Origin of the sequence: Mucilaginibacter rivuli, from assembly GCF_019391655.1 — a bacterium.
Lineage (GTDB): Bacteria > Bacteroidota > Bacteroidia > Sphingobacteriales > Sphingobacteriaceae > Mucilaginibacter > Mucilaginibacter rivuli.
In genome coordinates, this window is record NZ_JAHXPQ010000004.1 from 222,055 (window position 1) to 236,147 (window position 14,093).

General features: G+C 42.7%; 13 protein-coding genes. 8 read left to right on the top strand and 5 right to left on the bottom strand.

Annotated elements, in window-relative coordinates; genetic code table 11:
• The first annotated feature begins 43 nt into the window (after positions 1-43).
• From KXQ82_RS10855 to KXQ82_RS10875, 6 genes are all read left to right on the top strand, one after another.
• Entirely contained in the window at positions 44-1,183 is a 1,140-nt protein-coding gene (locus KXQ82_RS10855; RefSeq protein WP_219488384.1) for a BamA/TamA family outer membrane protein, read from the top strand.
• Between the two features lie 192 nt (positions 1,184-1,375).
• Entirely contained in the window at positions 1,376-1,573 is a 198-nt protein-coding gene (locus tag KXQ82_RS10860) for a hypothetical protein (RefSeq protein ID WP_219488386.1), read from the top strand.
• A complete protein-coding gene (locus tag KXQ82_RS10865) occupies positions 1,566-2,117 on the top strand; it encodes a hypothetical protein (protein ID WP_219488388.1) in 552 nt (183 codons plus the stop codon). Before KXQ82_RS10860 ends, KXQ82_RS10865 begins: the two co-directional genes overlap by 8 nt.
• Positions 2,118-2,351, top strand: a complete 234-nt coding sequence (locus KXQ82_RS19960) for an ABC-three component system middle component 6 (protein ID WP_369412438.1) — start codon at positions 2,118-2,120, stop codon at positions 2,349-2,351. It begins immediately after the preceding gene.
• A 5-nt stretch (positions 2,352-2,356) separates the two neighbouring features.
• A complete protein-coding gene (locus tag KXQ82_RS10870; RefSeq protein WP_219488389.1) occupies positions 2,357-4,141 on the top strand; it encodes a DUF2326 domain-containing protein in 1,785 nt (594 codons plus the stop codon).
• Positions 4,142-4,622: 481 nt separating this feature from the next.
• Positions 4,623-5,624, top strand: a complete 1,002-nt coding sequence (locus KXQ82_RS10875; protein ID WP_219488391.1) for a hypothetical protein — start codon at positions 4,623-4,625, stop codon at positions 5,622-5,624.
• Between the two features lie 302 nt (positions 5,625-5,926).
• Here KXQ82_RS10875 and KXQ82_RS10880 read toward each other — a convergent pair whose 3' ends face one another.
• The gene (locus KXQ82_RS10880) at positions 5,927-6,496 is read right to left on the bottom strand and encodes a hypothetical protein (RefSeq protein WP_219488392.1); all 570 of its coding nucleotides are present in this window, start codon (positions 6,494-6,496) and stop codon (positions 5,927-5,929) included.
• 69 nt (positions 6,497-6,565) lie between these two features.
• Here KXQ82_RS10880 and KXQ82_RS10885 point away from each other — a divergent pair, with 69 nt between their 5' ends.
• Both KXQ82_RS10885 and KXQ82_RS10890 read left to right on the top strand, forming a co-directional pair.
• Complete coding sequence (locus KXQ82_RS10885; RefSeq protein WP_219488736.1) at positions 6,566-7,444, top strand: transglutaminase-like domain-containing protein; 879 nt, start codon at positions 6,566-6,568, stop codon at positions 7,442-7,444.
• A gap of 9 nt (positions 7,445-7,453) precedes the next feature.
• Positions 7,454-7,828, top strand: a complete 375-nt coding sequence (locus KXQ82_RS10890; protein ID WP_219488394.1) for a VOC family protein — start codon at positions 7,454-7,456, stop codon at positions 7,826-7,828.
• Between the two features lie 62 nt (positions 7,829-7,890).
• Here the strand turns inward: KXQ82_RS10890 and pafA are convergent, their stop codons facing one another.
• The 4 genes from pafA to KXQ82_RS10910 form a co-directional block, all read right to left on the bottom strand.
• Complete coding sequence (gene pafA / locus KXQ82_RS10895) at positions 7,891-9,543, bottom strand: alkaline phosphatase PafA (RefSeq protein ID WP_219488396.1); 1,653 nt, start codon at positions 9,541-9,543, stop codon at positions 7,891-7,893.
• Positions 9,544-9,617: 74 nt separating this feature from the next.
• Positions 9,618-10,706, bottom strand: coding sequence for an acyl-CoA dehydrogenase family protein (locus KXQ82_RS10900; protein ID WP_219488398.1), 1,089 nt, complete (start codon positions 10,704-10,706; stop codon positions 9,618-9,620).
• Positions 10,706-11,323 carry a nicotinamide riboside transporter PnuC gene (pnuC, locus tag KXQ82_RS10905; protein ID WP_255563619.1) on the bottom strand — a complete coding sequence of 206 codons (618 nt, stop codon included), beginning with the start codon at positions 11,321-11,323 and terminating at the stop codon, positions 10,706-10,708. Before pnuC ends, KXQ82_RS10900 begins: the two co-directional genes overlap by 1 nt.
• A 42-nt stretch (positions 11,324-11,365) precedes the next feature.
• Positions 11,366-13,795, bottom strand: coding sequence for a TonB-dependent receptor (locus tag KXQ82_RS10910; RefSeq protein ID WP_219488402.1), 2,430 nt, complete (start codon positions 13,793-13,795; stop codon positions 11,366-11,368).
• Between the last annotated feature and the right edge of the window lie 298 nt (positions 13,796-14,093).

Here is a 14,093-nt window from a genome sequence, read left to right on the forward strand (position 1 = left end):
ACATTAACTCATTTGCACATTTCGGCTTATCTTAGCTACGTCTATGAATAAAAAAATACTTTGCCTGTTGGTTTGTTGTTTGGGGATGCATGTCGCGGTGGGACAGGTGGGTAAGTACCTGCCTAAGTTTATGCGGAAGATATTGCTGGATACCGATAGCGGCCGTTCCAGCAGCCTGATCCCTTTGCCGGTGTTTAACTCGGCGCCCGAAACTGGTTTGGAGTTTGGCGGCTCGGTGCTGTACTCGTTCTATGCCGATACCCTGCACCGCGAAACCCGGGTGAGCAATATTTTTACTTACGGCACAGTAACTACCAAGGGGCAAAACCGCTTTGGGCTGAGCACCAGCCACTGGTATGCCCAAAACAAATACCACTACTCGGCCTCGCTGAGCTATGTGAACTTCCCGGCTAATTTTTACGGGGTGGGTAACAGTACCCGCGCCATTGATGCCGAACGGATCACCGAAAAGCGCTTTAAGTTTTTTATGGGTGGCGAAAAGCTGTGGACCAAAGGCGTATACGCCGGGTTGCTGGCGGGGGTGTTGAGCTCTAAATACTCAAGCACCAATACGGGGATCTTTGAAACCGACCCGACCATTGAGCACCGCGAGGGCGGCACCAACCTGCTGTTTGGCCCCAGCTTTGTTTATGATACGCGCGATAATAATACCTATACCAATACAGGTTTTGAGGTGGTGAGCAGCTATGTGCTGTACAAGGGCATATACGGCAGCAATGGCTATAACGGCGGCCTGTTTACCATTGAGGCCACGCAATACAACCACCTGAGCAAGCGCCTTAACCTGGCGTTCGACCTGTATGATACGAATTTAACGGGTGGCGAATCGCCTTTTTATTTGCTGCCTGCTATGGGGAGCGACGAGCTGATGCGGGGCTATTATAATGGACGGTTTCGCGACCGCAATTATGTGGCTGCCCAGGCCGAACTGCGCTACCGCTTTAGCAAACGCTTTGGCCTGGCCTTTTTTGGCGGCGGCGGCAAGGTGTTTCGCGAGGAGTTTAGTTTTGACGACTGGAAACCCAGCTACGGCGGCGGTCTGCGGTACTTTTTTGATGTGGAAAAGGGTTTGGATATTAGCTTTGATTATGCTGTTGGGGAGCAACGGGCCGGGGAGAACAGGCAGGGTGGGTTTTATATTCGGTTGGGGGAGGCGTTTTAGAGGGCTTGCAGGTACGTGTACACCAGACAATCGGTTTGGAGGTGAATGTCTTGTGGTTACCTATCCGTTCAATACCACAAGCGGGGACGCTTGCGGGAGCGGACGGCATTTTAGTAAATATGCAATTAATATTATATAAAATATATAGATTAATTTTTATAAGTTTATATTTCTCTAAACAACCCCTTAAATATGGAAAATCTTGATAAAATATTAAGCATTTCGGCAAGTATATTTTCTATAATCGCAATTTTTTATTCTAGCACTACGATTAGTAAATTAAAAAAAATAAATAATTCCATCAATAATACTTCAATCGGCGGTGATAGAACTATTAATCAAAAGATCAAAGGTGATGGCAATTTTCAAGTAGGTAAGCAAAATGACTGAAAGAAAAACTCAAAAGATTGAAGGAGATGGGAATGTTCAAGCCCAAAACTACATTGCTAATCAATATAATTCATTTGTAAATGATGATTTAACAGAATTAACAATTGTCGATGAATTATTACAACATATAAAGGAAAATGCTAAAAGGGATATTCCTAATGCTTCATCTATTAATGAAAAATTCGTGAAAATTGATAAGAAAATATCTATTAATTTCAAACCTGAAGAACAAGCAGGAATAAAAACATTGTTTACGTATGCTTTTTCTAAGATTTCATTAATTGAGGAAAGAATAGGTAATATGGACTCTGATGATCAAGCATGCTTGCATTCACATTTTTTAGGTATGTATTTAGAAAACAAAGCAAACGGCCTTACCCCATTACAAAACCTAACAGAGCTTTTCAAAAAAACCACACCAGCCAATAGGTCTTCCGATCCCAAATACACATCATTTGCTCAATCAATAATTTTATTTTTCTTCGATGATTGCACCATTTTTGAAAAAACACCAGAAGAAGTTATTCAATTAAAATTATTGTAAATGCTTATACCAAGTAAACATGAAAATTTAGAGTATAACTTACTTGTTATAGGATCTGATATACTGAGGATACTCAGGACTGGCAATCACAATATTGAAGAACTTTTTCAAACAATCAAAAAATACGCTAGTGAAATTTCACTAGATAAAATTTTGGATTGCATATTATATTTATGGTTATGTGAGTTTGTAATTGTAGAAGATAATGTTGTCATACTAAATAGAAACAACTGAACATAATGTATTTAAAGAAGATTTTTTCTGAACCAAGTGGTTTGTTCCCCCCTGTTGATTTTATCAATGGAGTAAACTTTATATTTGGTAAAAAGGAAAATGAAGTTACTCCAAAACATTCTCTTAATAGTATAGGTAAATCTACATTTTTAGATTTAATAGACTTTTGTTTATTAGCGTCTTACAAAAAAATACATAATCCTAGATTATTAGCTGCACATGACATTTTAAGTGGTTATGAAATCGTATTAGAGTTTTCTATCGAAGAAACAGTTTATCGATTGACTAGAAATGTTGATGAGCCACAAATTGTACATTTTGGCTCACCTGATAAATTGGAAAAATATGACCTTGAAAATCTTAAGCCTATTTTAGGGGATTTAATCTTTAAAAGAAAAGCTTATTCAGGTTTTTTTAACCCTAAATGGTTTAGACCCTTAATAAATTTTTATACAAAAATCCAAAAGTTTAAAAGAGAGCAATTCTTAGATCCTATAAAATACATCAAAGAAATTAGTGAGCTAGAAATTAATATATTTCAGTTTTATTTACTCGACCTTAATGACAAATTATTAATAGATAATTATCGTCATTATGGTGAGTACAAAAAAATCGTACCGGCATTACAACAGGTGAGAAAACTTATTTCAGAAAAGTATGATTTAACTAATATAAAACAAACCAATGAAAGTATTTCAAAATTAAGGCTTGAAATAGTTCGACTTGATGAGGCAATTCAAAAATTTGAATTGATGGATCAATATCGTAATTCTGAAGATGAAGCTAACGAACTTACTTTTAAAATTAAAGAATTATGGCTCCAGAATTTTTCCGAACGAAAGAAAATTGACCAATACGAGGAAAGTTTTAAAGTGCCTGATAAAATTAGTACTACTAAAATTAAAAATATATACTCTCAACTTTCGGAAAACTTTGGTATTCAGGTAAAAAAATCACTAGATGATGCAATAAAATTCAGAGATAAACTATCTGAATCTCGGCGAAATTTTTTATTAGAAGAAATAACCAATATAAATATAAAAATCAAAGAGAGAGAAATTGAAATAAAATTATTAGAAGATCAAAGAGCCAAAATTTTAGGCTTTTTAGCTACTCAAGACGCTATAAAAGATTTTACAGAAGCATATTCAATTGTTAATCTTAAGAGAGCACAATTATCAGATTTGGAATCCAATGTAAATGTAATTAATGAATTGGATAATGAAAAAAGTCAAATTGAAACTGAGATAGTAAAGGTAAAAGGGGAAATTATAAATCAAGTTAATGATATTAATAACATATCTAAGTCAATAATTGATTTGTATAATCTATTTATGGAAATATACAATACAATATACATTAACAATAAAAACCAGTCTAAATTCTCAATATCTTACAACAACAGGAAAAAACAAGTTGTTGAAATAAATGTAACAACGCCAGACATGTTTGGTAAGGGCAAAAATCAAGGTAGAACGTTAATATATGATCTATTTATTTTAATCTTAAACATGAGTAAAGAGTCTAATTTTCCACGATTTTTAATTCATGATGGAATTTTTGACGGGGTAGACAAATCTCATTTCTTAGCAGTTGATCAATATTTAACGAGTCTCGCCAATCGAGGATACCCTATTCAATACATAACAACAATTAACGAAGAAGGTACATTAACTGATAAATTTGGAGAGCAAAGTTCAAATTACGATCCAGCCGAAATAGAAAAAAGAGCGGTACTCGTTTTATCTAGTGAGAATAAACTCTTTAAGAAGGATTTTGATAACAATTAATTCTTCGCAAAAGCACTTCCCTCCCAACAATTTTCCGTATATTGTAAGCTATGCAAAAACCAAAACCTTGCGGGGTAATGGCGCATGTGTACTTTGAAATAGTTCTTACTTTATCCCCCCTTTTTGAAGAAGAGGCAAGAATCGAGAATCAAGATGCAAGACTGAAAAGGTCGGTTTGAATCTTACTTTATCCCCCCCTTTGAAGAGAGGCAAGAATCGAGAATCAAGATGCAAGACTGAAAAGGTCGGTTTGAATCTTACTTTATCCCCCCTGCCTGATGGTTACCTGTCGCGCAGAGGTTGCTTCGTGCCTCGCAATGACGCGGTGGTTATGGGCTGGCGGTTTGAGTCTTACTTTATCCCCCCTGCTTTGAAGAAGAGGCAAGAATCAAGACGGCAGAGGTAAATAAATGAGGTTCGTATAAATCCTACTTTATCCCCCTTCAAACCAAACAGTCCAGCCAAGCGTATATGTGTTACTATGTTTAAACATGCTACGTTTACGCGCCTGGTGGCGGTTTTGGGGTTGGTGGTTTTGGTGGGACAGGGAGTTAGGGGGCAGTCGGTAGTGCAGCCTGTGACGGATGGGTTGGATACCATAGGCAACAGCACCAGGGCTACCCGGATGATCAACCAGCGGTTTGATGAGATCTATTTGCAAAACGCGCGGGTGGCCACTTTTGGTAACGAGTACGGGCACCCGGTACCCACCCAGCTGGTTGCCGACCTGACGGGTAATTTTGTGCTGTTCAGTACGCCTAAGTCGCGCTTTGGGTTCATCTTCAACCCAAGGGTAAAGCTGAGGTTGCTAAGTACGCAGGGGGCGCCGGTGAAGTCGCCAAGCTATATGCCGGGGGGCACGCTGTACTACAGGTTGAACAGGGATTATAACCGGGCGTCGTTTTTGTCGCTGGCGTATTCGCACCACTCCAACGGTGTGCGGGGGCCAACGCTGAATGCCAACGACACCTTTAATACGGATAGCGGCAAGTTTACTACCAACTTTTACACCATTGCCTATACCAACGGCCACAGGCAATACCATGATAAACTGATAAGCGACCGTTACGAAACCCTGGGCCTGGAGCTGCACGCCGCTTTGATAGGTCAGGGCTATACACCCCCGTTAAAAGACAAGTATGGCTTTGTGCGGCTGAATGGCAGCTGGATGTACAACCTATCGCGCGCGCGGCCCGATGATATTGACCCGAAGAGCAAAGTGTATGATAACTGGATGCGCCTGCACATTGAGTTTATGTACATTTTAGATACCTATGCCAACTACAGCCTTACCAATGTGCAAAAGCGGCTGAACATTAGCGCCATGTACTATTACCAGCTACCCTTTATGCAGAATATGGCGCTAATGCTGGGTGGTGGGTACAGGGGGCAGGATGATTATAATATGTCGTTCCAGGATAGTTATGGGTATTTGAGTGTTGGGGTGGCAGCTGGGGTGAGTTTTGGGTTTAAACATAAGTAGGGTGCGCTATGCCCGCGCGGGGGCTTGTTACTTTTTCTTGATAAAAAGTAACCAAAAATCAAGTCAGTAAAAAGGCTTCTTTTCGCACATGGCCATGCCGCACAAAGCCCGGAAAACCTGGGCTGCAACCTTTTGCCGCGTTTGCGCTCATAGCCTGCGCTTCAGGCAAAAATTGCTATGCCCTACAGCCGCACAAGCCATCATTGTTTTCCATGCTTTTGGCCGAAGCTGCTTTACTGACAAGAGAAGAAGATTGGTTCAATTTACACATATGCACATTCCCGCATTTGCACATTGGAAATTTAGAACTTCAGCTTAAAATGCTCATCCGCTTGTTGGGGGCGGTTGAAGGCGAGGCCGAGGTAAAAGAGATCGGCGGTGACATTGATATTGGGATGGGTTTTGAGCTGTTCCCAGCATTGTCGGGCGGCGGCATCAGCATAAATGTTGGTGGCGATGATGATGGTGCCGGGCTTAAGTGTTTCGGGGATGATGGTGTTACCGGCATCGCATATCAGGCATTCGGTTGATTGTGTTGATAGTTGACCCCAATTGATCTGTTGGGTATTTGGAATGGCTTGTTGCAGGTATTGGCGGGTAGCATTATTCACGTTATCGGCTACAGCCAAAGTAGCGGGGTTAAAATATTGCAGCAGGCGATACAGCAGGCGGTTTACCTTTTGGGAGTTTGGGCGGGTATTGTTGGGCGGGGTATTCCGGGTAGCGCTTTCGATCTCGTTGTAAGCCGGTTTATCGGTAAAATCGTAAACAATTTCGTCGAGCAATTTGTAAATATATGGAGAGTGCAGGCCATGCCTGTTTTTAGCGGATATGCGGTGCCGGAGGTAATCAATAGCTAAAAACAGTTTCATGCGGGTGTAAAAATAGGGCAAAGCTTGCAATATCAGGCAAAGCTTGGTAAATTAGTAGTGGAGCGCGATATGATAGACGACAAAGAGATAACATCACTGATAAAACTGCTTGACGACCCTGATGCGGAAATATATGAGCATGTTCACGATAAACTGGTATCGTATGGCAGCGAAGTGATACAATACCTCGAAAACGCTTTTGGCGAAGCCTTTGATGCCATACAGCAGGAGCGTATTGCTAATTTAGTGCACGAGATACAGTTTGGCATTGTAAAGCAAGAACTGGAACTGTGGTACCTTGGCGGTGCTTTCGATCTGTTGCAGGGGGCGCTCATCATCAACAAATACCAATACCCCGATCTGGATGATCAGAAGGTTATTAACTACCTGGAATCGATAAAGCGGGATATCTGGTTACAGATGATGTATGACGGCAGCCCGAGCGACCAGGTAAAACTGATAAACCATGTATTTTACAGCATATATGGCTTTAATGGTAACACCACCAACCATAATGACCCGCAGAACAGCTACCTGAGCCAGGTGATAGAAACGAAGAAGGGCAACCAGATATCGCTGGCTATTATCTACTCCATCATAGCGCAAAAGCTGGATATTCCGATATATGGCGTTAACCTGCCGCAGCATTTTATACTGGCCTATATTGATGAAACACGCCAGAGCGAGATAGATAACGGCGTGCTGTTTTACATTAACACCTTTAATAAGGGCTTCGTATTCGGTAAGCGCGATGTGGACCAGTTTTTAACTACACTTAACTTAACATCCGAGCCTCAATATTATGAGCCATGCTCGAATGTCGAAATCATTAAACGGGTACTGCGTAACCTTATCGGCAGTTATGATAAACTGGGTTCGGTTGAAAAGGTAAAGGAGCTTAACCAGTTGCTGGAGCTGCTGCAGCGGGATGTGAACCGCAATGGTTAATGTGATGATATGCGTTTAAACCAGGTAACCGTTTCGGTAAGGGACATAGAAAGATCGGTAAGCTTTTACCAAAGCTTAGGTCTTCAGCTTATTGTTAAAGCCCCGCATTACGCACGGTTTTTATGCCCCGATGGCGGCTCAACATTCTCTATCCACTATACTGATAAATTGCCCGAAGGCGCCGGTATCTGGGTGTATTTTGAGCATGACGACCTTGATAATTATGTAGGGCAGCTTATTGCAAAAGGCATCATATTCGAAGAACAGCCTACTGACAAGGACTGGCTGTGGCGCGAGGCAAGGTTAAAAGATCCCGACGGCAATCAGCTCATTATTTATTACGCAGGCGAGAACAGGATAGATCCGCCATGGAAGATAAGGTGAGCCTGATGTCCCATCAATAAACAACCCATTCGCACCTCTGATATCTGCCCTCTTACTTGCTGCTACTTTATCACCTGCTCAATAGGCACGCCAATATTTCCGTTAGGAGTTTGGATGTGCAACAAGGCAGATACCGTTGGCGCAATATCCGTCATGTGGGTTGATTGATTGGTGTGCCCGTGCTTGATACCCCAGCCCATAAACAATAATGGGATGTGAGTGTCATATGGGTTCCAGGTGCCGTGGGTGGTACCCGTTGTGCCGTGCCCGTCAAACCAGCCTGATTTTAATATAATCTGGATGGCGCCGCTATGCTCGGCATTGTAGCCGTTAATAATGCGCATGCGTAATGCCTCGGGTATTGTTGCAGTTTGCACAGCCTGCATATCAACAGCATAGGCTACACCGGCTTGCTTCTTTAAAAACTCAATGCAATCTTGCTTCAGGGCATATTCGCTTATTTTTTTATCGGCAATGGCGGCATAGTTAAAGTTAACCTGGTAATTCATCAGGCTAAGCACCAGGTTCTTTACCTCGTATTTATTGGCCAGATAATCATTAAGGCTTTTGGTAATATCGCTAATTGGCCATACTCCTGCCGGGATACCGTGATCGTTTAAAAAAGCAGTATTATGTGCGGCACCATGATCGGCAGTTAAAAATACGGTATAATTACCTTTACCTATTGTGCTGTCGAGATAGGTAAAAAAGCTGCCCAGGTCGCGGTCAAGGCGCAAATACGTATCTTCGGTTTCAACAGCATTAACGCCAAACTGATGCCCCACATAATCTGTTGATGAAAGGCTTACCGCTAAAAAGTCGGTTACAGTGGTTTTGCCCAATTTTTCGTTTTCGATGGCTGCTTTGGCCATATCCAGCGTAAACGAGTTGCCATAAGGGGTGGCACGGATAGTGCCATAGCTACCGCCCGAAGTTTTAACCGGGAAAGTAGGCGCATCGGCACCTTTAAATTTACCCTCATATTTGGGGCTGTTATCTTCGGTACTTTGCAGGTAGGTATTAACGGGATATAGGGTGTTCCAGTCCTGCTTTAAATATTGGGCAACTAATTTTTTGTCGTTGAATTTTTTAACCCAATCAGGCAGGTCGGTCATATAATAAGTACTGCTTATCCAGTTGCCCGATACATCATCAAACCAATAAGCTGCGTTTGCGGTGTGGCCTGCAGGTAATATAGCACCACGATCTTTCAACGCTATACCAATAACTTTCGATCGGAAATTGGTAGCCAGGCGCAACTCATCTGTAACAGTGCTCACCCATAAATTGCGTGGCGACATTTGCCCAGCCGCGGAAGTGCTGCCAACAGTAGCAACCGTAGCGTCATCAGTACAGTAAATAGTTTTGCCTGTAGCCTGAATAATAAAATCATTAGCGGCAATGCCGGTTATTGAAGGCACCGAACCTGTATAAACACAAGTATGGCCCACTGCTGTAACTGTAGGAACATAATCAAGGTTGGTATTATCGCAACTGAAACCCTCATTCAATAAGCGTTTAAAACCTGTAGCCTGGTAACGATCATAATAACGGAACAGGTAATCCCAGCGCATTTGATCGACAACTAAACCTATAACCAATTTAGGGCGCACTATTTGAGTAGCGGCGGCAGGTGCGGTAGCAGCTTTTTTAGTTTGTGCTGAAGTGATTGCAGGTACAAGTAATAAGGCAGTTAACAGGTGTTTTATTTTCATTGAGATAAGGGTCAAGCGCCCAAATATCCGTAATGAAATTGAAAAGCATATAACGTCAATGTTAACATTTCAGATTATTCGGCAAATGTTAATAAAGCATGTTGGCTGGCCGTATGCATATCACGCCAAACGCGGTTGATCTCTGATCCGGTGCTTGCCGCGATGAGGCCGCAATAGGGGTACAATTCATCAACGATCTGCAGCGATGTTTTTGCCAGTTTACGGCTGATCATGCTTACTTTATTCAGATTTTCAGTGGGATTGGTGCCGCTGTCGCCGAGGTAATCGGCCCATGAGTCATCCAATGTATCATAAAATGTAGGGCGTATGGCGTTCAATCGATACACTGATTTTGCCAAAGCTTCATCCAACTCGGCAGATTGGTTTGCAGACAAGCCTTTGTTTACTTTTTTTTCGGCGAACAAATCCACACACAGGTCCATAAAATGGATGGCCATGCCTGATAGGTTGACCGCCAGCGTAGCTTCTGCCAGTTGATGGAATGGGTATTGGTACAACGGGTTTTGAATAACCGCGAAATCAGGGTCTATTTTAAAACATCGGTCGGCACTTACATGCAGGTTGTTTACCTCAAAACTGTGGCTGCCTGTGGCTACCATGCCGGTATAGTTCCAGGCAGGCAAAACGGTTACATCTTTCCTGTCGAAGATAAAAGGCCTCACTTCTACCCTTGCATCGGGTGTATGGATGATACAGTTAGCGGTAAGGTGCGTGGCGTGCAAAGCACCGCTGGCATATTTCCAGGTACCGGATATGATGTAACCACCATCTGCTAAAATAGCGGTACCTGTTGGCGCGCCGCTTCCCGCAAGGCAAACCTCGCGATCTGCAAATATCCTCTTGCTCAACTCAGCATCTAAAAACCCACCGAACCATCCTGCCCCTGTACATAAAGTCACTGCCCAGCCCATACTGCCATCAGCCCAGCTAAGCGCTTCTATCAGGCGCACTTCATCGGGCAAACTCAATTCCATGCCGGTGTAGGTTTCGGGTGTGAGCATTTTAAACCATTGCTGCTCATAAACCAATTCCAACTGTGCGGGCTGTAATTTGCCATCACTTTCGGCAGCTGCCGCATCATTGCGTATGATAGCCGTTTGCTCTGCCGTTAACTGTTGCGAGGGGTGCGATAATATATTCATCAGCTTGCGGTAATCGGGTTACGCCTGGCTTTGTCTTGTTTGTAAATCCTTATCCAGTCAAAAAATCCCCATATGGCAATGATGAACAGGAAGGCCGTTAAACAACCAAACAAGGGGAGTTTTTTGTAGAATAAAAGCGGTATGGCAAATAGGTTACTCAAATTAAGCAATGCCCAATTCTCTATTTTGCGCCTTGCCAGCAGCCACATACCCGCCCATGCCGTTGCCGAGATCCAGGCATCCCAAAAGGGAACATCGGAGGCTTTATAGTGCGGGAACACATATAGGAGCTTAGTTAAACACAAATACAAAAAGCCTGTGCCCACTGTTGACATGGCTATGGTAACCAACCATTCGTTACGGGTACTCCAGCTGATTTTAACGGGTGGCTTATCGGATTTTTTGATCCAATAATACCACCCGTAAAAACTCATTACAATATAATATACATTGAGGGCACAATCGGCATAAAGCTTTACATCAAACAGCAACCAAATGCCTAAAAATGTACTTAAAATACCGGCCGGGTATAGCCATACGTTGTTAACGCGGGCCAACAGCACTTCGGCAACACCCAATGCAACGGCTATCCATTGCAATGGGGTTGTTTCTTTCATTTGCGCAATAAAAAGGTTATACCACTCGTGCCAATGCATAGCTTAAAATCCTAAACTTAATGAGAGGAAAAAGTTACGCGGTGCCTGCGGGAAATAGTAATTGTAGTTTACCAATTGCCCGCTTTCAATATCTGGGTAAGTTGCTCCGTTGGTAATGTATTTTGTACTGAAGATATTATATACCAGTAACGATACCGCTATGTTTTTAACCAACTTGGTTTGGAAACCATACCTTAACCTTACATTATTCACAAAATACGAATCGATAGTGCGGTTTGAATTGGGATCAGAACCAACAACTCCTACGGGATTAGTGTTCGATGTATTGTCCAGATACTGCATACCTACATACTTGCTGACAAAAGCAGCCTCGGCACCTTTAAACGGCAACCACGATATCTCGCTCGAACCAACAAATGATGGCGAATAAGCGATATTGGTATTGCTCAGGTTTGAAGGTACGTTGGTGTTATTATCGTAATTAAAATAGTAAACGGTGTACTTATCAATTTTATTGGTGCTCAAAGCTGCTGTTGCCGCCCAGTTTAACTGATCACATATTTTTAGTTTACCATCAAATTCAACACCCAAACGGTAGCTATCGTCCACATTAACACGGGTGGCCTCGCCAACATCGTTTAACTTACCGGTAAGCACCAATTGGTTACTGTATTTCATGTAATAGCCGTTAATACCTCCTTTAAATACCGGGGTGTTTAAACGGTAACCTAACTCATAATCCGTCATATGCTCAGCCTTAGGGCGGCTATCCGGTGTTGAGTTTGTAAAATCGTTACGGTTAGGCTCATGGTTCGCTATTGCGATGGACGCGTACACATTGCTTTGCGTGTTCAGCTGGTAGGTAATACCCCCCTTTGGATTAAAGAAATCCAGCTGTGCGCTTTGCTGTACATTTTTCAAATTTCTATCGTAACCTAAAAACGAATAATCAATGTGGCGGTATTGCAGGTCGACAAAAAGGGTAATATCGCTTATGGTATAGTCAATTTTTCCAAAAATGTTAAAGTCGGTTTTCTTGGCGTTGTTACGCGAGTACTCGTAACCCGGGTTAACGTTGGTACTTTGCTGGGTCCACTGGATGTTATCATAATGTGCGCCTAAGTACTCGTTATAAGCACCACCCAAGGTAAAGTTAAGCGTTTTCTCCGGCTGGTAGTGAAAAGCATAGGTCAGTCCGTAAAAATCGGTATTCAGCCACAACTGGCGCACTAATGATGATGTGCCAACGGTAACACCGCCGATTACCACCGGCGTAATACCATAGTTTGCCAAAGTCTGGTCTTTTTTATACTCTTCGTAATAGCCAAAGCCTTTGGTATAATGCAACGCACCACTAAACGACAGTGTACTGCTGATCTGATGATCAACCAATAACTGCGCGTAGTTTTGGGTGTAGTTATCGGTTTGGTTAGGGTAATACGTTTTACCGTCGGCCTCTAAACCTAACTCGTTATAGGTGCGGTTACCGGCTTTCAGTATATCTTCGGGGATACCATCCCAGGCTTGGTAGGTTTGCTCATAACCCGAAAATACATTGGCTCGCACCAGTGTTTTCTTACCATAATAAGCGCCGCTTAAAAAGAAGGATTTAAGGTGCGATGCGGCACGGTCAATGTATCCGCTCGATTCGATGCGCGATAAGCGGCCATCAAACGTGAAGTGATCATTAATTAAACCTGTACCTACGCTGATGGTGTTTTTATATGCGCCATACGAGCCAATAGAGTTATCCAGTTGGGTATAAGCTGCATCATGGCGGGTAGTGGTTTGCATATTGATGCTGGCACCAAAAGCACCTGCGCCATTGGTTGATGTACCTATACCGCGCTGCACCTGTATGTTATCTACAGATGAAACCAGATCGGGCAGATCAATAAAATAAGCACCTTGGTCTTCAGAGTCGTTCATCGGGATACCGTTTAAGGTTACGTTGGTACGCGACGCATCGGAGCCGCGGATTCGGATACCGGTATAGCCGATACCTGTACCGCCATCGCTGGTGATAACTGCCGAAGGGGTTTGGTTCAGCAAATAAGGGATATCCTGGCCGAAGTTGTTTTTCTCCAGGTCCTTTTTGCTGAGGTTGGTAAAGGTAGTGGCCGAGTTTGCAGTGGCGCGGGTAGCACGTACGGTTACCTCGTCGCCAATTACATTATTGGCTGTTAATTCAAAGTTTACGGTTGTTGCCGCCGAAATAGTAATTGTTTTTTGAGCCGGGTTGTAACCAATATAAGTTACCTTAATGGCATAGCTGCCTGCTTTTAAATTTTTAAAGTTGTAGGCTCCGTTAGCATCGGCAACAGCGTTGCTGTATGTGTTTTCGATGGTAATGGTAGCACCGGGCAAAGTTTGGCCGGTTTGCTGGTCTGAGATTTTTCCGGATACGGAAAACTGTGCCGAAGCCAAAAATGGCACCAGCAGGGCGCATAGCGCTGCAAATAAATTTTTCAATACTTTTTTAAATTAAACTGAGTTAAACCATCTGCCCGTCAGGGCGAACAAGCAGTACACTTAACTATTTTACCTCTCCCTACGCCGGCATTACCCGGATCAGGTTCCTGCTAAGTCATTTAGTCGGTGTGTCATCAGGTCATTGCCTGTTTAATGGCTTTTGACTTTTTGACTCAGGACTTTGTACTTACGCAATGGGTTTGATCTCAGCCTGTCTTTAAGTTTGGTTGGAGGTATTTGCAACTACATCCATCTTATCCAAAGCAAGGCACCCCTTGAGAATTATGCCGCAAATGTA